The following is a 20,229-nucleotide window of genomic DNA, read 5'->3' as shown; positions in this document are numbered from 1 at the left end:
GAAAGCGGTGTATCAGGTGGCACATCAGTTGACTGTCCCACCGCTTTCGCGAGCAAGCCCGCTCCCCCATTGAACTCGCAGAGTCAGGAAGACCGAGAGTCGATTCACCTTGAGTATCTGCCACAACCACAACAATACAGGCACCAGGAGCACCCCTCATGAGCACCCCTTCTACCGGCCAAAGTGCCGGGCAATTGGAAACACGCGGTATCGAACCGGTCCCTGAAGGCGAGTGCAACGGTCATCCGCTGCAACTGTTCTGGGTGTGGTTCGCGGCCAACATCAGCATTCTCGGTTTGCCGCTGGGCGCGACCCTCGTGGCGTTCCGTGGCCTGGCGATCTGGCAGGCGATCATCGTTGCAATCCTCGGCGCCGCCGGCTCTTTCGCCGTGGTGGGCATCATCTCGATTGCCGGCCGCCGCGGGCGTGCGCCGAGCCTGACGCTGTCCCGGGCGATCTTTGGCGTGCGCGGCAATATCGGCCCGACCCTTGTGTCGCTGATGTCGCGACTGGGCTGGGAAACCGTCAACACCACCACCGCGGCATTCGTGTTGCTGTCGTTGTGTTCGATCCTGTTTCACTCGCCGGTCGAAGCGAAAAGCGCGCCCGTGCTGACACTGATCTTTATCGCTATTTTCGTGCTGCTGACCCTGTCCGTCTCCGGCCTCGGCCACGCGACCTTGCTGGTGATCCAGAAGTGGGCCACCTATGTATTTGGCGCCTTGAACATCCTGGTGGGCGGCTTCCTCTGCGCCACCATCGACTGGAGTGCGGTGTTCAACGCCACGCCGGCGCCGCTGAGCGCGATGATCATCGGCGTCGGCACCATGGCCGCCGGCACCGGTATCGGCTGGGCCAACGCCGGCGCCGATATGTCGCGTTACCAGCACCGCAGCGTCAAGGCCGTGCGCCTGGTGGCCTCTGCCGCGTTTGGTGCGGGGATTCCGCTGGTGTTGCTGATTACCCTCGGTGGCTTGCTGTCGGTGGGCAACAATGATCTGGCCTCGGCCACTGACCCGATCATCGCGATCCGCGACATGCTGCCCACCTGGATGGCCGTGCCGTACCTGATCACCGCGTTTGGCGGGCTGCTGCTGTCCAACAACCTGTCGGTGTACTCGGCGGGCCTGACCACCTTGACCCTGGGCTTGAAGGTCAAGCGCGTGCACGCGGTGATCGTCGACATCGTCGCGATCTTCGCCGGTTCGATCTACTTCATGCTGATTGCCGACAGTTTCTACGGCCCGTTCATCACGTTCATCTCGCTGTTGGCGGTGCCGATTACGGCGTGGGTCGGGATCTTCGTGGTCGACTTGCTTCATCGCCACTACTACAGCCCCAAAGACTTGCTGGACGTAAGCCCAAGCAGTGCCTACTGGTATCGCGGCGGCGTGGAATGGCGTGCATTCGGTGCCTGGGCCGTGGCCATCGTGCTGGGCTTCAGCTTCACCACCATCGGCACCACAGCCGAAAACATCTGGTTCGCCGGGCCGCTGTCCGACTCGTGGCTGGGTCACAACGGGCTGGGCTGGATCGTCACCTTCCTGGTGGCCGGCGGAATTTACGCAGTACTGGGCGGCGCAGCTGACCGTCGTCCGGCTTTAGTAGAGAGCCCCAATGTCTAGATTGCTGCACACCGGCCAGGTCATCGTCGACCTGGTCATGGCCCTCGACACCTTGCCTGCAACCGGCGGCGACGTGCTGGCGCGGTCTGCCAGCTTCGAAGCCGGCGGCGGTTTCAACGTGATGGCTGCCGCCCGGCGCAATGGTCTGCCGGTGGTTTACCTCGGCCGCCATGGCAAGGGCCGCTTCGGCGACCTGGCGCGCGCGGCCATGCAAGCCGAGGGCGTAGAGATGGCCCAGTCGACCAGCCACGGCAAGGACACCGGTTTATGCGTGTCGCTGACCGAAGCCACCACCGAACGCACCTTCATTTCGCATATCGGCGCAGAAGGGGATTTGAGCGCCGAGGACTTGGCGAACGTCGTGCCGCGCGCGGACGATTACGTGTACGTCAGCGGCTACAGCCTGTTGCTCGAAGGCAAGGCCCAGGCATTGCTCGATTGGCTGCTGGCGCTGCCGCGTGACATCACGGTGGTGTTCGACCCGGGGCCGCTGGTCAAGGCCCCGGACTCGGCGCTGATGGTCGCCTTGTTGCCGCGCATCGACATCTGGACCAGCAACGGCCCGGAAGCCCTGGCGTTTACCGGCGCCGACACTCTGGCCAAGGCATTGCTCGAACTCGAACGGCACTTGCCTGCCGACGCGTTGCTGGTGGTGCGCGATGGGCCGAACGGGTGCTGGGTCAGTCTTCAAGGCGAGGCCAGGCATGTGCCCGGCTTCAAGGTGACCGCCGTGGACAGTAACGGCGCGGGCGATGCCCATGCCGGGGTGTTTCTTGCGGGGTTGGCTCAGGGCTTGGAACCGGCTGACGCGGCACGCCGCGCCAATGCGGCCGCCGCGTTGGCGGTCACGCGCTGGGGGCCGGCAACCTCACCCGGGGCTGCCGAAGTGGATGCCTTGTTGGCACAATAGGCGCCACTCAGCACGGAGCGACGCCATGACCCAGAATATCTACGACACGCCAGCCTTCTTCGAGGGCTACAGCAAAATGGGCCGCTCGGTCGAAGGCCTGGCTGGCGCGCCGGAGTGGCCTGCCTTACAGGCAATGTTGCCGCCGATGGCTGGTTTGAATGCAGTTGACCTGGGCTGTGGCTATGGCTGGTTCAGCCGCTGGGCGCAGGAGCAGGGCGCGGCTCATGTGCTGGGGTTGGACGTGTCGCAAAAGATGCTGGCGCGGGCCAAACAGATGACCTCTGCGACGACCATTACCTATGCCATCGCTGACCTGGAACAACTCGACCTGCCTGCTGCCTCGTTCGATCTGGCCTACAGCTCGCTGGCTTTTCATTACATCGTCGATCTGAAGGGGCTGTTCGAGCGTATTCACCACGCCCTGGTGCCCGGTGGCCGACTGGTGTTTTCCATCGAGCACCCGATCTTCATGGCACCCCGCAACCCGGGGTGGCTGGTCGATGATCAAGGCCGCAAAAGCTGGCCGGTGGATGGCTATCAGTTGGAAGGGCCGCGGGTGACCCACTGGTTGGCCGAAGGCGTAATCAAGCAGCACCGTACGCTGGGCACGTTGCTTACTCTTATGATTCAGGCGGGGTTCACCCTCAGTCACGTGGAGGAGTGGGGGCCAAGCGAAGCGGACCTCATTGCTCGGCCAGCATTGGCCGAAGAACAAGAGCGCCCCATGATGCTGCTGGTATCGGCTCACCGCTGATTTTGGGTGTGCGACGCAAAACAAAATGTGGGAACGGGCTTGCTCGCGAATGTTGTGGAACAGTCGATAGGTTGAGTGACTGTTCTACCGTATTCGCGAGCAAGCCCGCTCCCACATTGGGTTTGGTGTGTCGGCAAGGCCGGCGTCAGCCAGCCTTGCGCAGCGCTTCGATCAGCTCATCCTTGCGCATGCTCGACCTGCCCGGAATATCCTTCGCCCGCGCTTCCTTCAGCAGGCTTTCCTTGGTCTGCGTCGCCAGCGAAGTGCGACCGGTGCGAGGGTGACCCTCGCGGCTGGCGGCAGCTCGCTTGGCCGAATCACTGCGTGCCTCGGCTTTTTTCTGCGGCGCTTTGCGTTGGCCCGAACCGCCGGCTTTGTCACCGCCGCCGGACTGCTTGTTGACGGTGGCCCAGGCGCGGGCTTCGGCTTCTTCCTTGGACACGCCTTTGTGCTCGTAACTGTGTTCGATACGGGCGGCTTTGCGCTTCTGTGCGGCGGTGTATTTAGCTTTGCTTCCAAGAGGCATTGCGATACTCCAACTGGCCCTGTTGCCAGGGCCAGACCAGACAAAATGGATTACTGGGTGCTTTCGCCTTCCAGCTTGCGCGCCTCGTCAACGCCTGACGCGGTCAACTTGATCGGCAGGTTCAACGAGTATTCACCGGCGTCGTCGGTGGTCACATGCCCATCCTTGATAAATCCACGGTCCTGCAGGAACGCCAAGACACTGGCAACCTCCTTCCCGCCGCGGTAGTTATCCAGCACCTCCTTGCCCAGACCGTTCGGGTGGGCGTGCAGCAGGCGGGTGAGGACTTCTTTTTCAAGGTTTCTATCGACGTTCATGCGTACCTCTTCACTGGGAATGATCGGGTGTCGGTGTCGTTATGGATGCTTCAAGGCGCAGGTTGTTTTGGGGCGCCAGGGATGTTCGAGTCGTCGCCTTTATTGACCTTTGGCTCATTGCTGATGCCAGGGCCCATTTTGCCGTTGCCGACCGCAGCCGGTGCCTGGCGTTGGGTATCGTTGCCCTTGGTGCGAGGGTCAGCGCCAGCGCCGTTGTCGATGATCGCGCCGCCATTGGTGTCCAGGCCGGTGCCCATCGAATCCTGGGATTCCTGGGTGGCAGGGCTTGGCGGGTTGCCGACCGGGTCGGTCTTGCCGGTCGAGGAAGTGGCGGCAAAGGCGTTAAGCGATGCGGCAGACAGCAGGCCGGTGAGGGCGAGGGCGGCAAACTTGGAATTCTTCATGGGGTGTCTCCATATGATTAATGTCCTTACCCTTTATTGGTCCGCCCCCGCTGACGGTTCGTGCCTTGATGGCGACGAACGGTCTTAGCTCACCTGTAAGATTTTGTGTGCAGAGGCTTTGCGCCACACCAGCCGCGCCACCGTGATCAGCCAATTCAACGACGCCACACCCACGACAATTGCCAGCAATGTCGGCAGGCCGTAATCGACGATGATCCTGCCCGCCAGCCAGGGAAACCCGAACACGCCGACAAAGTACGCCAGGCTGAACAGCAGCAATGCCTGGGACGTGGTGCCGGGCGGTGCTTCGTTGGCCACCAGCCCGTTGATCACCGAATACGTCAGGCCGTAACCCACGCCCAGCGTGGCAGCGGCCAGCAAGTAACTGAGGTTTGCGCTCACGCCCACTGCAAACAGCACGATCGACCCGAGCATGATCCCGGACAACACACACGCCGCCCGGTAGGCATCGCGTTTGACCACGTGGCCTGCGATCAACAGACGGCTGGTGATCGCAGCACTCAGGAACCCGGCGAAGAACAGCGAGTAGTCCAAGCCATGCGCGGCCGCATAGCTGGTTTGAAACGACGAAAGCCCGCCAAACACACACCCTCCCAGGCCGACCATGAGGATTGCGAACCCGGCCTTGGATGACAGCACGCGACGGCTGGCGGCCCATGAAATCCTCGCGGCCGGCACGTTCGCGTGTTGTTTGAGGCGGGCGCCCATGCGCCAGAACATCAGCACCCCGGCAACGCTGGCCAACCCGGCAATATAGAAGGCCGTCGTCAGGGGCAGGTCCAGCGCACTGGCGGCTCGACCGAGCAATGGGCCGGCGCCGATCCCGCTCAACATGCTGCCCGACAGCAGGGCAAAGTATTTGGCTCGCTGCTGGGGCTCCACCAGCAGGCTCACGATGATCGGGCCCAAGGTGTAGAACACGCCCCAACCCAAGCCAAGGGCCAGCCCGAACACCATCAAGCCTTGGCCGAACCCCGGCGTCAGGGCAAAGCCCAGGCAGGCCACCACCAGCAACACGCCCATCCCCGCAATAGCCCGCGCGGCCCCGACCGCATCGGCCAGGTGCCCGGAAAACACCACGGCCACAAAGGTACTGAGCATCGCCGCGGAGATCACACTGCCCGCATCATGCTCGTTGCCACCGCGAGAGTGGATCAGCAGTGACAGCAGAAACGTCGAGCCGTAGGACAGCGACAACAGGAAGCTGGCCAGGCAGAACAGGGCGAAGAGCGTCGCGCCTTGCTTTGTCGCAGGTGCAGTGGCGTGCATGGGGTAAGCCTTGGAATAGTTGGAGTTGTGGCCAACTTTTACCACGCACGCTGCGACCGATTGTTCTGTGCTTGGTGGTGCTTGCTTTAGCATCCGATGAAGTAACGCGCCCCGGCCTCCACGAAAATGCGCTGCAATCAGTCATGAAAGCGCCTTAGTATGTGGCCTTTAACATTGCCCAAGGCCCGCCCATGACCATCGAGATTCGCCCTGCCGTGCCCAGCGATGCTGCGCAGATCCTGACCTTCATCACCGAGCTTGCCGAATACGAAAAGGCCCGGCATGAAGTGATCGCCAGTGTGGCGGATATCGAGCGCAGTCTGTTCAGCGAGGGCGCCACCGCCCATGGCCTGATCTGCTCGCGGGACGGCCTGCCGATTGGCTTTGCGGTGTTCTTTTTCAGCTATTCCACATGGTTGGGCAGCAATTGCCTGTACCTCGAAGACCTCTACATCAACCCCGAACAGCGCGGCGGCGGGGCGGGCAAGAAATTGCTGCGCCACCTGGCAAAAATTGCCTGCGACAACGGCTGCGGACGTTTCGAATGGAGCGTGCTGGACTGGAACGAGCCGGCGATCGCCTTCTACAAGTCCATCGGCGCGCAACCGCAGGAAGAATGGGTGCGTTACCGCATGGAAGGCGACGCACTGCGCGATTTCGCCCAAGGCTGAAGCCTGCTCCCACACTTACTGTACGACTGCGCAAAATTCCGCACCCACCTCAATCCAAAGGTGGGAGCGGGCTTGCCCGCGAAGGCGGTGTATCAGTAACAACCAAGCCGCCTGACCCACCGCCATCGCAGGCAAGCCAGCTCCCACATTAATGAGCGGCAGACCAAAATCTCCGCACCCAGCGCAATCCAAATGTGGGAGCGGGCTTGCTCGCGAAGGCGGTGTATCTGCACCAACCAGGCCGCCTGACCCACCGCCATCGCAGGCAAGCCAGCTCCCACCTTTATGGGTGACAGACCAAAATCTCCGCACCCAGCGCAATCCAAATGTGGGAGCGGGCTTGCCCGCGAAGGCGGTGTATCAGTAACAACCAAGCCGCCCGACCCACCGCCATCGCAGGCAAGCCAGCTCCCACACTTACTGTGCGACTGCGCAAAATTCCACACCCACCGCAATCCAAATGTGGGAGCGGGCTTGCCCGCGAAGGCGGTGTATCAGCAACAACCAAGCCGCCTGACCCACCGCCATCGCAGGCAAGCCAGCTCCCACCTTTATGGGTGACAGACCAAAATCTCCGCACCCAGCGCAATCCAAATGTGGGAGCGGGCTTGCCCGCGAAGGCGGTGTATCAGTAACAACCAAGCCGCCTGACCCACCGCCATCGCAGGCAAGCCAGCTCCCACCTTTATGGGTGACAGACCAAAATCTACGCACCCAGCGCAATCCAAATGTGGGAGCGGGCTTGCTCGCGAAGGCGGTGTATCAGTAACAACCAAGCCGCCTGACCCACCGCCATCGCAGGCAAGCCAGCTCCCACACTAATGAGCGGCAGACCAAAATCTCCGCACCCACCGCAATCCAAATGTGGGAGCGGGCTTGCCCGCGAAGGCGGTGTATCTGCCCCAACCAAGCCGACTGACCCACCGCCATCGCAGTCAAGCCCGCTCCCACCTTTATGGGTGACAGACCAAAATCTCCGCACCCAGCGCAATCCAAAGGTGGGAGCGGGCTTGCCCGCGAAGGCGGTGTATCAGTAACAACCAGGCCGCCTGACCCACCGCCATCGCAGGCAAGCCAGCTCCCCCACTAATGAGCGCCAGAGCAAAATTCCGCACCCACCGCAATCCAATTGTGGGAGCCGGGCTTGCCCGCGATGGCACTCCTTCAGCCAGCCATCCACCTCTGGACGCACCGCATTACCAAGCACCCGCACGCCCGCATTTTTCAGGTTTGGTTCCAATATATGGGATGCAAATTTATATATTGAGATATTTCAAAAGATGGGTTTATAGTCGCCTGCATCAGCACTCACTACCAAAAATAAAACAGGTGAAGCGATGCAGCCCCAACCGTTGTCATTACCCGCCGTGCCGGAACCCACCTACGGTGAGCGGCTGAAAAACAAAGTGGTGATCATCACCGGCGCCGCTCAAGGCATTGGCGAGGCGATCGTCGCCTGCTTCCAGGCCCAGCAGGCCCGTCTGGTGATCGCGGATATCCAGGCTGAAAAGGTTCAGAGTGTCGCCGCCCACTGGCGCGAACGCGGTGCCGACATTGTCGCGCAGGCCGTCGACATCACGTCCAAAGAGCAATGGCAGTCGCTGGTCAACCTGGCCATCGAGCGCTTTGGCCGTGTGGATGTGTTGGTCAACTGCGCCGGCGTCAATGTGTTCCGTGACCCGCTGGAGATGACCGACGAAGACTGGCGCCGCTGCTTTGCCATCGACCTCGACGGCGCCTGGTACGGTTGCCGTACGGTGCTGCCGCACATGATCGAGCAGGGCATCGGCAACATCATCAACATCGCCTCCACCCATTCCAGCCACATCATCCCCGGCTGCTTTCCCTACCCGGTCGCCAAGCACGGCCTGCTCGGCCTGACCCGCGCGCTCGGCATCGAATACGCGCCCAAGGGCATTCGCGTGAATGCCATCGCGCCGGGCTATATCGAAACCCAGCTCAATGTTGATTACTGGAACGGTTTCCCCGACCCGCATGCCGAGCGCCAGCGTGCCTTCGATTTGCACCCGCCCAAGCGCATCGGCCAGCCGGTCGAAGTGGCGATGACGGCGCTGTTCCTGGCGACTGACGAGGCGCCCTTTATCAACGCAACCTGCCTGATGATCGATGGCGGGCGTTCTGTGATGTACCACGACTAAAATTTTTCGATAACAAGAAGAGGTGGTTCATGTTCAAGAAAACACTCGGCGCCCTGGCGCTCGCCGCAGCCTTCAGCGGCTTCGTGTCTGCCGAAGAGGTAAAGATTGGCTTTTTGGTCAAGCAGGCAGAAGAACCCTGGTTCCAGACCGAATGGGCCTTCGCCGAAAAGGCCGGCAAGGACCAGGGCTTCACCGTGATCAAGATCGCCGTGCCCGATGGCGAGAAAACCCTGTCGGCCATCGACACCCTCGCCGCCAACGGCGCCAAGGGCTTTGTGATCTGCCCGCCGGACGTGTCACTGGGCCCGGCGATCATGGCCAAGGCCAAGCTCAACGGCTTGAAAGTGCTGGCGGTGGATGACCGTTTCGTCGACGCCAAAGGCAAGCCCATGGAAGACGTGCCTTACGTCGGCCTTGACGCCTACAAGATCGGCCAGAAACAAGGCGAGGCCATGGCCACCGAAGCCAAGCACCGCAACTGGGACTGGAAGGAAACCTACGCCGTCATCAACACCTTTGATGAGCTGGAAACCGGCAAGAAACGCACCGACGGTTCGGTAGAAGGCCTCAAGGCCGCCGGCTTGCCCGCCGACCACATCCTGTTCAGCGCACAGAAAACCCTCGACGTGCCGGGCAGTATGGATTCGACCAACTCGGCACTGGTGAAGCTGCCGGGCACCGCGAAAAACCTGATCATCGGCGGCATGAACGACAGCACCGTGCTCGGCGGCGTGCGCGCCACCGAAAGCGCCGGGTTCAAGGCGGCCAACGTGATTGGCGTGGGCATCAATGGCACCGATGCCATCGAAGAACTCAAGAAATCAGACACCGGTTTCTACGGCTCGATGCTGCTGAGCCCGGACGCTTCCGGCTACAAAACCGCCACGGCGATGTTCGAGTGGGTGACCAAAGGCACTGAGCCGGCCAAGTTCACCGCCCTGGACAACGTGACCCTGATCACCCGCGCCAACTTCAAGGAAGAGTTGAGCAAAATCGGTCTGTGGAAATGACCGGCGCGGCCTTGCGCTTCAACGGCATCGGCAAGGAATTTCCCGGGGTCAAAGCCTTGGCGCAGATCAGCTTTGAAGCGCGGCCGCACTCGGTGCACGCGCTAATGGGCGAGAACGGCGCGGGCAAATCGACCCTGCTGAAAATCCTCGGAGGCGCCTACATTCCGAGCAGCGGCACGGTGCAGATCGGCGAGCAGACCATGGACTTCAAGTCTGCCGCCGACAGCATTGCCAACGGCGTCGCGGTGATCCACCAGGAGTTGCACCTGGTGCCGGAAATGACCGTGGCCGAGAACCTGTTCCTCGGGCATTTGCCGTCGCGTTTTGGCGTGGTCAATGGCGGGCTGCTGCGCAAGCAGGCGCTGGCGTGTCTCAAAGGCCTGGCCGATGAGATCGACCCGCAGGAGAAGCTCGGCCGGCTGTCGCTGGGCCAGCGTCAGCTGGTGGAAATCGCCAAGGCATTGTCGCGTGGCGCCCATGTGATTGCCTTCGACGAACCCACCAGCAGTCTGTCGGCGCGCGAGATCGACCGTTTGATGGCGATCATCACGCGCCTGCGCGACGAGGGCAAAGTGGTGCTCTACGTGTCGCACCGTATGGAGGAGGTGTTTCGCATCTGCGACGCGGTGACGGTGTTCAAGGACGGCCGCTTTGTGCGCACCTTTGACGACATGGCCACGCTGACCCACGACCAATTGGTGACGTGCATGGTCGGCCGGGATATTCAGGACATCTACGACTACCGCCCGCGTGAGCGCGGCGAGGTGGCGCTCAGGGTCGAGGGGCTGCTGGGCCCGGGCCTGCGCGAAGCGGTCAGCCTTGAGGTGCACAAGGGCGAGATTCTCGGCCTGTTCGGGTTGGTTGGCGCGGGGCGTACCGAGTTGTTTCGGCTGCTGAGCGGATTAACGCGCTCCACCGCCGGTCAGCTGCAGCTCTTTGGTGAAACCCTGCACCTGCGCTCGCCGCGTGATGCCATCGATGCGGGCGTGCTGCTGTGCCCGGAAGACCGTAAAAAGGAAGGCATCATCCCGCTGTCCAGCGTCGCCGAGAACATCAACATCAGCGCACGCGGCGCCCATGCCACCTTTGGCTGGCTGCTGCGCGAGGGCTGGGAGAAGGGCAACGCCGACCAGCAAATCAAGGCAATGAAAGTCAAAACGCCAAACGCCGAGCAGAAAATCATGTACCTGTCCGGCGGTAACCAGCAGAAGGCCATTCTCGGCCGCTGGCTGTCGATGCCGATGAAGGTGCTGCTGCTCGATGAGCCGACGCGCGGCATCGACATCGGCGCCAAGTCGGAGATCTACCAGATCATCCACAACCTGGCCGCCAGCGGCATCGCGGTGATCGTGGTGTCCAGCGACTTGATGGAAGTCATGGGCATCTCCGACCGCATCCTGGTGATGAGCGAAGGCGTGCTGACCGGCGAGTTGAACCGCGATCAGGCGGACGAAGCACAGCTATTGCAACTGGCACTTCCGCGTACGCGGGCTTGAAGAATTCGAGGTGAATGATGTCGCAAATAAAAACTGCAAAGAGCTTCTGGCCGGGTTTTAACCAGCGCAAGTTTCTTGATGATTGGGTGATGCTGCTCGCCGCGTTGAGCATCTTTGTGCTCAGCGCGTTGTTTATCGATAACTTCCTCTCGCCGCTGAACATGCGCGGCCTGGGCCTGGCGATTTCCACGGTGGGCATCGCTGCGTGCACCATGTTGTTCTGCCTGGCGTCGGGGCACTTCGACTTGTCGGTGGGTTCGGTGATTGCCTGCGCCGGCGTCGTGGCGGGGATTGTGATTCGTGACACCGACAGCGTGGTGCTCGGCGTGTCGGCGGCGTTGGCCATGGGCCTGGTGGTGGGGCTGATCAACGGCATTGTCATCGCCAAGCTGCGTATTAACGCCTTGATTGCCACGTTGGCGACCATGCAGATCGTGCGCGGCCTGGCCTACATCTTTTCCAACGGCAAAGCCGTTGGCGTAATGGACGAGCGCTTTTTCGTGTTCGGCAATGGCCAATTGATGGGCGTGCCGGTGCCGATCATCATCACCGTACTGTGCTTTGTGTTCTTCGGCTGGCTGCTCAACTACACCACCTACGGGCGCAACACCATGGCCATCGGCGGCAACCAGGAAGCGGCGTTGCTGGCCGGGGTGAATGTCGATCGCACCAAGATCATCATCTTTGCCGTGCACGGTTTGATCGGTGCCCTGGCTGGGGTGATCCTCGCCTCGCGCATGACCTCGGGCCAGCCGATGATCGGGCAGGGCTTTGAGCTGACGGTGATTTCCGCCTGTGTACTGGGCGGCGTGTCGCTGAGCGGCGGCATCGGCATGATCCGGCACGTGATTGCCGGGGTGCTGATTTTGGCGATCATCGAGAATGCGATGAACCTGAAGAACATCGACACCTTTTACCAGTACGTGATCCGCGGTTCGATCCTGTTGCTGGCGGTGATCATCGACCGCATGAAGCAACGCTAAAGTCGTGCCCTGTGAAGATCAAAATGTGGGGGCTGGCTTGCCTGCGATAGCGGGTGTCAGCCTGCACATTTACTGGCTGACACGCCCTCATCGCAGGCAAGCCAGCTCCCACAGTGGATCTCCTCTGTTCAGGAGGGCTGCATTTGCCATAATGGCGCCGTTTTCGTACTTCCCAATAGGCCCGATATGCAGGAAAACGCCCACATCCCCGTCAAAGACGCCGCGCCCACCGGCACCCAGACTCTGTTGCGTGGCCTGGGCGTGGTACAGGCAGTGGCGGCCGGTGCGCGGGATCTGAAAGAGATCGCCCGGCGCATCGGCACCACCCGCAGCACCACCCACCGCCTGGCCAGTTGCCTGGTGGAGGAGCGTTACCTGCGCGTGGTGCCGCAAGTCGGTTACCTGTTGGGGCCCAAGCTGATCGAGTTGGGCTTCCAGGCCCGTGAAGAATTGCCGTTGGTGAGCCTGGCGGTGCCGTATCTGGATGAGTTGTCGGCGCTGACCGGCGACACCATCCACCTGGCGATTCGCGAATACGACGACGTGCTTTACCTGCACAAGAATCCCGGCCGTAACGGTCCGGAAATGCGCTCGCGGGTGGGCCATCGCATGCCACTGGCGCGCACGGGTGTGGGCAAGGCAATGTTGCTGGACGACTCGGTGCAGGAGTGGCAGCGCCTGTATGAAGCCAGCCTTCCGGCCGGTGGCAAGAGCCAGCAGTGGCCGCAGCACCCGGAGCAATCCTGGGCGCAGTTCGAGCAGCGCATGCGTGAATACGTGGCGGGGGGTTATGCGTTCGATCTGGAAGACAACGAACCGTCGATCCGTTGTGTGGCGGCACCGGTGCGCGATGCCAGCCGGCGAATCGTCGCCGGCATCAGCATCGCCAGTACCGTGCCCTACATGCCGCTGGAAAAAATGGCCGAGCTGATCCCTGTGATCAAACAGGTCGCAGCGCGGCTGTCAGCGGAGTTGGGCGCGAAGGCCTGATCAGGCCTTCAAGGTCGCCATGTCGATGACAAAGCGGTATTTCACATCACCGGCGATCATGCGGGTGTAAGCCTCATTGATCTGGCGGATGTCGAGCATTTCGATGTCGCAGGTGATGTTGTGCTCGGCGCAGAAATCCAGGACTTCCTGGGTTTCGGCAATACCGCCGATCAACGAACCGGCCAGCACTTTACGGCCCAACACCAGCTTGGCGGCGTTGACCGGCGGATCGACCGGTTCGATCAGGCCGACCAGAATGTGCACGCCGTCAAAGCGCAGCACGTCCAGGTAGGGGTTCAGGTCGTGCTGCACGGGAATGGTGTCGAGCAGGAAGTCGAAGCTGCCGGCAGCGGCTTTCATTTGCTCGGCGTCGGTGGACACGATCACGTGATCGGCACCCTGGCGACGGCCTTCTTCAGCCTTGCTCGCGGAGCGAGTGAACAGCGTGACTTCTGCGCCCATCGCCTTGGCGAACTTGATGCCCATGTGGCCCAGGCCACCCATGCCCAGCACGCCGACTTTGTCGCCCGCTTTCACGCCGTAGTGCTTGAGTGGCGAGTAGGTGGTGATGCCGGCACACAGGATCGGTGCGGCGCTGGCCAGGTCGAGCTTGGCCGGGATTTTCACCACGAAGTGCTCGCTGACCACGATGCTGTCGGAGTAGCCGCCCATGGTGTTGCTGCCGTCGACCCGGTCCGGGGTGGCGTAGGTCATGGTCGGGCCTTCGAGGCAGTATTGCTCCAGGTCCGCGTGGCAGGCGTCGCAGTGACGGCACGAATCAACCATGCAGCCTACGCCGACTAGGTCGCCGACTTTGTGCGCGGTGACGCTGGCGCCGACGGCGGTGACTTTGCCGATGATCTCGTGGCCCGGCATCAGCGGGTAAACGGCAATGCCCCACTCGTTGCGCGCCTGGTGGATATCGGAGTGGCACACGCCGCAGTAGAGAATCTCGATGGCCACGTCATCGGCGCGCGGGCTGCGGCGCTCGAAGGACATCGGGGCGAGGGGAGTGGTCGGCGACTGGGCGGCATAACCGATGGCGGTATACATGAGGAAACCTCGCAGCAGGAATAACTAGGGAGGCGGCGCATTCTCCGCGCCGCGCCTGAATGCGGCCATGGCGATTGCTCCGAGTCTCATGCCTATTCGTCCGGGAGTGCCCCTTGTTTGGATCCATGTGCCCTCAGACCTGCGATGATGCTCTCATCCCTTTTTCGCGAAGTTTTTTGCCATGTTGTTGACCCGCCATCTCGACGCCAACGCCACGTTGGTGGCCTTGATAAAAGGGCTTACGCCCTGCGACGGATTTTCGCCGACGAACCTTCCCGGCGTGCAGGTCTTGCGCGCCAGTTGCGACGTGGCGCGCGGCCCGCAGATCTACGAGCCGAGCCTGATGATCGTCGCCCAGGGCAGCAAGGTCGCCTACCTGGGCCCGCGTACGCTGGAGTATGGCGCCGGGCATTATTTGATCCAGGCGATGCCGGTGCCGTTTGAATGCGAGACCTTTGCCCTGCCGAACGCGCCGTTGTATGGCGTGACGGTGGGTATTGATCGGGTGGTGCTGGGCGAGTTGGTCATGGCCATGGGCATTCAGGCCGGGCCGCCGCCGGCAGCGCAGACGCTGGAATCGATGAGTTCGGTGGTGCTCGATGATGCGATGCGTGGGTGCGTCGAGCGGCTGTTGCAGTGCCTGCACGATCCGCTGGAAAGCCGGATCATGGGCCCGGCGCGGGTGCGCGAATTGTTGTTCACCGCGTTGCGTGGGCCGCAGGCCGATGTGTTGCGGGCGTTGGTGGAGCAGCAGGGGCAGTTTTCGCGCATCGCCACGTCGTTGAATCACCTGCATGCCCATTACGCCGAGCCGCTGAATATCGAGACGTTGGCAGGTTATGCGCACATGAGCGCGTCGACGTTTCACGAGCATTTCAAGCGCTGTACGTTGTTGTCGCCGGTGCAGTATTTGAAGCGGTTGCGGTTGCTCAAGGCGCAGCAGTTGCTGCTGGTGGAGGGCATGGGTGTGGCGCAGGCGGCACACAATGTGGGGTATCAGAGTACGTCGCAGTTCAGTCGCGAATATAAGCGCTATTTTCTGCGCAACCCCGGTGAAGAGCGGGCTGCATAACTCCACAAGGTACACCACCGTAAAGGTGGGAGCGGGCTTGCTCGCGAAAGCGGCCTGTCAGTTGATGAATGTGTTAGCTGACCCACCGTATTCGCGAGCAAGCCCGCTCCCACATTTGATCGGTGTTGGGCATAAAAAAGGCCCCCGTCTGGGAGCCTTTTTGGTCAAGCCAATGACTTACATATTCGGATAAGTCGGCCCGCCCGCGCCTTCCGGCGTCACCCACGTAATGTTCTGCGAAGGGTCCTTGATGTCACAGGTCTTGCAGTGCACGCAGTTCTGGGCATTGATCTGGAAGCGCTTCTCGCCGTCTTCCTTGGTGATCACTTCATACACGCCGGCCGGGCAGTAGCGCTGCGCCGGTTCATCGTAGAGCGGCAGGTTGGTGCCGATCGGGATGCTTGGGTCTTTGAGCTTCAAGTGGCACGGCTGTTCTTCTTCGTGGTTGGTACCGGAGATGAACACCGAGCTCAGCTTGTCGAAGCTCAGCTTGCCGTCGGGTTTTGGGTAGTCGATCTTCTTGCTGTCCTTGGCGAGCTTCAGGCAGGCGTAGTCCGGCTTGGTGTCGTGCAAGGTGAACGGCATTTTGCCGCCGAGGATGTTCTGGTCGAACCAGTTGAAGCCGGCACCCAGGATCGGGCCGAACTTGTGCATCGCCGGGCCGAAGTTGCGGCTGGCGAACAGTTCTTCGTAGAGCCAGCTGGCTTTGAAGCTGTCGACGTAGTTGGTCAGTTCGTCGCCGCCTTCAGACTCGGCGAACAGGCGTTCGGCCACCGCGTCGGCGGCGAGCATGCCGGACTTCATCGCGGTGTGGCTGCCCTTGATCTTGGCCACGTTCATGGTGCCCAGGTCGCAGCCGATCAAGGCGCCGCCTTTGAAGACCATCTTCGGCAACGAGTTGATGCCGCCTTTGGCCAAGGCACGCGCGCCGTAGCTGACGCGCTTGCCGCCTTCCAGGTACTGGGCCAGCACCGGGTGATGCTTGAGGCGCTGGAACTCATCGAATGGCGACAGGAACGTGTTGCTGTAGGACAGGTCGACGATCAGACCCACGACCACCTGGTTGTTTTCCAGGTGATAGAGGAAAGAACCGCCCGTGTTCTCGTTGCTCATGATGTCCAGCGGCCAACCGGCGGTGTGTACCACCAGGCCAGGCTGGTGCTTGGCAGGGTCGATTTCCCAGATTTCTTTCAAGCCGATGCCGTAGTGCTGGGCGTCGGCGTCGCTGTCCAGGTTGAAGCGCTGGATCAGTTGCTTGCCGATGTGGCCACGGCAGCCTTCGGCGAACAGCGTGTACTTGCCACGCAGCTCCATGCCTGGGGTATAGACGCCTTCTTTTGGATGGCCTTCACGGTCGACGCCGAGGTCGCCGGTGATGATCCCGCGGACCACGCCGTTTTCGTCGAACAGTGCTTCTTGAGCGGCGAAGCCTGGGTAGACTTCCACACCCAGGTTCTCAGCCTGCTGGGCCAGCCAGCGGCACAGGTTGCCCAGGGAGATGATGTAGTTGCCTTCGTTGTGCATGGTCTTGGGCACAAAGAAGTCGGGAACCTTGGTGGCGGCTTCCGGGCTGCGCAGTACATAGATGTCATCGCGCACCACGGGCGTGTTGAGCGGGGCGCCAAGTGCTTTCCAGTCCGGGAACAGTTCGTTCAGGGCGCGGGGTTCAAACACCGCACCGGAAAGGATGTGTGCGCCGACTTCGGAGCCTTTCTCGACCACGCAGACGCTGATTTCTTTACCGGCTTCGGCGGCCTTCTGCTTCAGTCGGCAGGCGGCAGACAGGCCTGCCGGGCCAGCGCCGACGATGACCACGTCGAATTCCATGTATTCGCGTTCCACAGGCTATCTCCTACTCAAGGCTCAACAGGCTTTTTTTTTAATGGGTGGAGGTTCGGTGTCGCATCCGTCATCACTGCATTCGGAGCACGCGATGACCCACCTTTCTCTCTAGGTGGCGCATTATATCTACACCACTGGCAGCGTCCAATACAAACGTTTGTTTGAATTGCTTGGAAGCTAGGTAAATCAAAGCAACGCGGCTTATGACTGGCTATTTTGGCGTATTGACCAGAATAGGCGTTCCGGTCAATATACGGTCGGTTTTGCGCATACCGTAGGCATACCGCAGGTTTCAAGAGCACGTCCAAAAGCAGGGCCAAGGCAAAACAGGTGACGCGCGTTTCATTGATGGCGCGCAGTTTACACGCCGCGATAAAGAATGACCTCTCAGTCACCACTGACGAACGGTCATCATTTCCCGTGAGCAAGGTCATCCGCCGACGTTTTTGGAGGTGCCCTTGTGTGCCGATGAGCATCAACCGCCAGGTTCGCCTAGGCGACTTTCTTTTCACCGGAGAGTAACGAGGAATCCATGAAGGTTCTTGTAGCTGTCAAACGCGTTGTCGATTACAACGTGAAAGTTCGCGTCAAGGCGGACAATTCCGGCGTCGACCTCGCTAACGTCAAGATGTCGATGAACCCTTTCTGCGAAATCGCTGTGGAAGAAGCCGTACGCCTGAAAGAGAAAGGCGTGGCGACTGAAATCGTCGTGGTTTCCATCGGTCCTACCACTGCCCAAGAGCAGTTGCGTACCGCCCTGGCACTGGGCGCCGACCGCGCCATCCTGGTTGAATCGGCTGAAGAGCTGACCTCCCTGGCCGTTGCCAAGTTGCTCAAAGCCGTTGTCGACAAGGAACAGCCTCAGCTGGTGATCCTCGGCAAACAAGCCATCGACAGCGACAACAACCAGGCGGGCCAGATGCTGGCTGCGCTGACCGGTTATGGCCAGGGCACTTTCGCCTCCAAAGTCGAAGTGAGCGGCGACAGCGTTGCTGTTACCCGTGAAATCGACGGCGGCGCACAGACCGTTTCGTTGAAACTGCCGGCCATCGTCACCACCGACCTGCGTTTGAACGAGCCGCGCTATGCGTCCCTGCCAAACATTATGAAAGCCAAGAAGAAGCCGCTTGAGTCGCTGACTCCAGAGGCTTTGGGCGTTTCCACCGCCTCCACCAACAAGACCGTCAAGGTTGAAGCGCCGGCTGCACGCAGCGCGGGCATCAAGGTCAAGTCGGTGGCCGAACTGGTCGAGAAACTGAAAAACGAAGCGAAGGTAATCTAATAATGACTATCTTGGTAATCGCAGAACACGACAACAAGGTGCTGGCCCCGGCCACCCTGAACACCGTGGCTGCCGCTGCGAAAATCGGTGGCGACATTCACGTGCTGGTCGCAGGTCAGGGCGCTGGCGCCGTGGCTGAAGCCGCAGCGAAAATCGCTGGCGTGAGCAAAGTACTGCTGGCCGACAACGCCGCTTACGCGCATCAGCTGCCGGAAAACGTTGCCCCTCTGGTTGCAGAGCTGGGCGCTGGCTACAGCCACATCCTGGCTGCCGCTACTTCCAACGGCAAAAACATCCTGCCACGCGTTGCCGCGCAGCTGGACGTTGACCAGATCTCCGAGATCATCTCGGTTGAAAGCGCTGATACCTTCAAGCGCCCGATCTACGCCGGTAACGCCATTGCCACCGTGCAGTCCAACGCGTCGGTAAAAGTCATCACCGTGCGTGCTACCGGTTTCGACCCGGTGGCTGCTGAAGGGGGTTCGGCTGCCGTTGAAGCCGTCTCCGCTGCCCACGACGCCGGTACTTCCAGCTTTGTTGGTGAAGAGCTGGCCAAGTCGGATCGTCCTGAGCTGACCGCTGCCAAGATCGTCGTTTCCGGCGGGCGTGGTATGCAGAACGGTGACAACTTCAAGCACCTGTACGCCCTGGCCGACAAGCTGGGCGCTGCGGTCGGCGCTTCCCGCGCGGCCGTCGACGCAGGTTTTGTACCCAACGACATGCAGGTCGGCCAGACCGGCAAAATCGTTGCGCCACAGCTGTACATCGCCGTCGGTATCTCCGGCGCGATCCAGCACTTGGCCGGTATGAAAGACTCCAAAGTGATCGTTGCGATCAACAAGGACGAAGAAGCGCCGATCTTCCAGGTGGCTGATTACGGCCTGGTGGCAGACTTGTTCGAAGCCGTACCCGAGTTGGAGAAGCTGGTCTAATCCAGCCGCTTCACTTATAAAGAGCCCGGTCTTTGGACCGGGCTTTTTTTTTGCGCGCCCCTTTTTATTCTGGAGAACCGCCATGGATTCGCGTCCCGTAGTGCTGGCACTGACCCTTGGATTGGCGTTACTGCCAAGCCTGGCGCTGGCCGCCGGCAAATGTGAGCGCCTGGTGATCACCGGCAGCCCGGACGCACCGCCGTTGTTATGGCGCGACCCACAAGACCCGACGCACCTGATCGGCGCCACCGCCGATGTGTTGCAACAAGTGGCCAAAGAGCTGGGGCTTAAAGTCGACCTGCTCTATGGCGGCAAACGCGCCCTGGCCCTGGACGAAGTGCGCAGTGGGCGCATGGATATTCTTGCCGATGCACCGTTGAACCTGGGTGAGTTGGAAAGCCTTGATTACATCCACCCAGCCTTGATGCAGATCGACTACCTGGTCTGGACCCGCAAGGATTCGGCGCTGGTCTATGCCACGGCGGCCGACCTGCACGGCCAAAAGGGCGCAGTCTCGGAACGCGCGCGCTTGAGTGCCGATTTCGACACCTTCGCCGGCCAACAGCTCAACCTGCAACGCTTTCCCACCTTGACGCCGGCCTTTCAAAAACTGCTGCTGGGGGAAGTGGACTACGTGCTCGCCGGGCGTTATTCGGGCATGGCCATGGCCCAGACTCTGGGCATGAGCAATGACCTGATCGCACGTGAAGTGCCTGTCGATCAGCCCGGCTTGTACCTGGCGATTTCCCACAACTCGGCCTGCAATGATCCGTGGCTGCGCGGACAGCTGGCCAAAAAGATGACAGAATTGCCCGCGTCCGGTGTGGTGCAAGCAGCAATGCAGCGCAACCTCGAGCGCTGGAAAGCGCAATTGCAGCAACCCGTCGGCACCCCAGCAAAGTAAGGATTTACA

The 20,229-nt window shown here is 61.1% G+C and carries 19 protein-coding genes; 13 read left to right on the top strand and 6 right to left on the bottom strand.

All coding sequences use genetic code 11. The features are described 5' to 3' along the window. The first annotated feature begins 158 nt into the window (after positions 1-158). Genes C4J83_RS23020 through C4J83_RS23010 form a run of 3 tightly spaced genes read left to right on the top strand, consistent with a single transcriptional unit; the run spans position 159 to position 3,289 of the window. Complete coding sequence (locus C4J83_RS23020) at positions 159-1,625, top strand: purine-cytosine permease family protein (protein ID WP_119742010.1); 1,467 nt, start codon at positions 159-161, stop codon at positions 1,623-1,625. Continuing rightward, a complete protein-coding gene (locus C4J83_RS23015) occupies positions 1,618-2,535 on the top strand; it encodes a PfkB family carbohydrate kinase (protein WP_124418281.1) in 918 nt (305 codons plus the stop codon). Before C4J83_RS23020 ends, C4J83_RS23015 begins: the two co-directional genes overlap by 8 nt. 25 nt (positions 2,536-2,560) lie before the next feature. Continuing rightward, a complete protein-coding gene (locus C4J83_RS23010; RefSeq protein WP_119742014.1) occupies positions 2,561-3,289 on the top strand; it encodes a class I SAM-dependent methyltransferase in 729 nt (242 codons plus the stop codon). A 145-nt stretch (positions 3,290-3,434) separates the two neighbouring features. Here C4J83_RS23010 and C4J83_RS23005 read toward each other — a convergent pair whose 3' ends face one another. The 4 genes from C4J83_RS23005 to C4J83_RS22990 all read right to left on the bottom strand — a co-directional run bounded on the left by C4J83_RS23005 (position 3,435) and on the right by C4J83_RS22990 (position 5,826). Then, positions 3,435-3,815 carry a Rho termination factor N-terminal domain-containing protein gene (locus tag C4J83_RS23005; RefSeq protein WP_119742016.1) on the bottom strand — a complete coding sequence of 127 codons (381 nt, stop codon included), beginning with the start codon at positions 3,813-3,815 and terminating at the stop codon, positions 3,435-3,437. Between the two features lie 50 nt (positions 3,816-3,865). Next, positions 3,866-4,132: a hypothetical protein gene (locus tag C4J83_RS23000; protein ID WP_106576174.1), complete on the bottom strand. Its 267-nt coding sequence runs from the start codon at positions 4,130-4,132 to the stop codon at positions 3,866-3,868. Positions 4,133-4,182: 50 nt separating this feature from the next. After that, positions 4,183-4,536, bottom strand: coding sequence for a hypothetical protein (locus C4J83_RS22995; protein ID WP_119742020.1), 354 nt, complete (start codon positions 4,534-4,536; stop codon positions 4,183-4,185). 84 nt (positions 4,537-4,620) lie between these two features. Next, a complete protein-coding gene (locus tag C4J83_RS22990) occupies positions 4,621-5,826 on the bottom strand; it encodes an MFS transporter (protein ID WP_124418280.1) in 1,206 nt (401 codons plus the stop codon). Between the two features lie 191 nt (positions 5,827-6,017). Here C4J83_RS22990 and C4J83_RS22985 point away from each other — a divergent pair, with 191 nt between their 5' ends. The 6 genes from C4J83_RS22985 (at position 6,018) to C4J83_RS22960 (ending at position 13,135) form a co-directional block, all read left to right on the top strand. Continuing rightward, positions 6,018-6,497, top strand: coding sequence for a GNAT family N-acetyltransferase (locus C4J83_RS22985; protein ID WP_119742815.1), 480 nt, complete (start codon positions 6,018-6,020; stop codon positions 6,495-6,497). Positions 6,498-7,834: 1,337 nt separating this feature from the next. Continuing rightward, positions 7,835-8,656, top strand: coding sequence for an SDR family oxidoreductase (locus C4J83_RS22980; RefSeq protein ID WP_106576178.1), 822 nt, complete (start codon positions 7,835-7,837; stop codon positions 8,654-8,656). 29 nt (positions 8,657-8,685) lie between these two features. Further along, positions 8,686-9,666 carry a substrate-binding domain-containing protein gene (locus C4J83_RS22975; RefSeq protein WP_106576180.1) on the top strand — a complete coding sequence of 327 codons (981 nt, stop codon included), beginning with the start codon at positions 8,686-8,688 and terminating at the stop codon, positions 9,664-9,666. Then, positions 9,663-11,162: an L-arabinose ABC transporter ATP-binding protein AraG gene (gene araG / locus C4J83_RS22970; protein ID WP_119742026.1), complete on the top strand. Its 1,500-nt coding sequence runs from the start codon at positions 9,663-9,665 to the stop codon at positions 11,160-11,162. Before C4J83_RS22975 ends, araG begins: the two co-directional genes overlap by 4 nt. A gap of 17 nt (positions 11,163-11,179) precedes the next feature. Then, positions 11,180-12,145, top strand: a complete 966-nt coding sequence (gene araH / locus C4J83_RS22965) for an L-arabinose ABC transporter permease AraH (protein WP_106576704.1) — start codon at positions 11,180-11,182, stop codon at positions 12,143-12,145. A gap of 186 nt (positions 12,146-12,331) precedes the next feature. Then, positions 12,332-13,135, top strand: a complete 804-nt coding sequence (locus C4J83_RS22960; protein WP_106576182.1) for an IclR family transcriptional regulator — start codon at positions 12,332-12,334, stop codon at positions 13,133-13,135. Here the strand turns inward: C4J83_RS22960 and C4J83_RS22955 are convergent, their stop codons facing one another. After that, entirely contained in the window at positions 13,136-14,188 is a 1,053-nt protein-coding gene (locus tag C4J83_RS22955) for an NAD(P)-dependent alcohol dehydrogenase (RefSeq protein WP_124418279.1), read from the bottom strand. 181 nt (positions 14,189-14,369) lie between these two features. Between C4J83_RS22955 and C4J83_RS22950 the strand changes: the two genes are divergently transcribed. Further along, the gene (locus tag C4J83_RS22950; RefSeq protein WP_106576185.1) at positions 14,370-15,260 is read left to right on the top strand and encodes an AraC family transcriptional regulator; all 891 of its coding nucleotides are present in this window, start codon (positions 14,370-14,372) and stop codon (positions 15,258-15,260) included. A 177-nt stretch (positions 15,261-15,437) separates the two neighbouring features. On the opposite strand, the gene C4J83_RS22940 is transcribed toward C4J83_RS22950, so the two are convergent. Then, positions 15,438-17,102: an electron transfer flavoprotein-ubiquinone oxidoreductase gene (locus tag C4J83_RS22940; protein WP_106576188.1), complete on the bottom strand. Its 1,665-nt coding sequence runs from the start codon at positions 17,100-17,102 to the stop codon at positions 15,438-15,440. 532 nt (positions 17,103-17,634) lie between these two features. Here C4J83_RS22940 and C4J83_RS22935 point away from each other — a divergent pair. From C4J83_RS22935 to C4J83_RS22925, 3 genes are all read left to right on the top strand, one after another. Beyond that, positions 17,635-18,384: an electron transfer flavoprotein subunit beta/FixA family protein gene (locus tag C4J83_RS22935; protein ID WP_124418278.1), complete on the top strand. Its 750-nt coding sequence runs from the start codon at positions 17,635-17,637 to the stop codon at positions 18,382-18,384. Between the two features lie 2 nt (positions 18,385-18,386). Then, the gene (locus C4J83_RS22930; protein WP_053257535.1) at positions 18,387-19,316 is read left to right on the top strand and encodes an electron transfer flavoprotein subunit alpha/FixB family protein; all 930 of its coding nucleotides are present in this window, start codon (positions 18,387-18,389) and stop codon (positions 19,314-19,316) included. An 82-nt stretch (positions 19,317-19,398) separates the two neighbouring features. Beyond that, positions 19,399-20,220: a substrate-binding periplasmic protein gene (locus C4J83_RS22925; protein WP_124418277.1), complete on the top strand. Its 822-nt coding sequence runs from the start codon at positions 19,399-19,401 to the stop codon at positions 20,218-20,220. Positions 20,221-20,229 lie beyond the last annotated feature (9 nt).

The organism is Pseudomonas sp. LBUM920 (assembly GCF_003852315.1).
Taxonomy (GTDB): Bacteria; Pseudomonadota; Gammaproteobacteria; order Pseudomonadales; family Pseudomonadaceae; genus Aquipseudomonas.
Note: the sequence above shows the minus strand (reverse complement) of the source record. Positions and strands in the feature narration are given on the sequence as shown.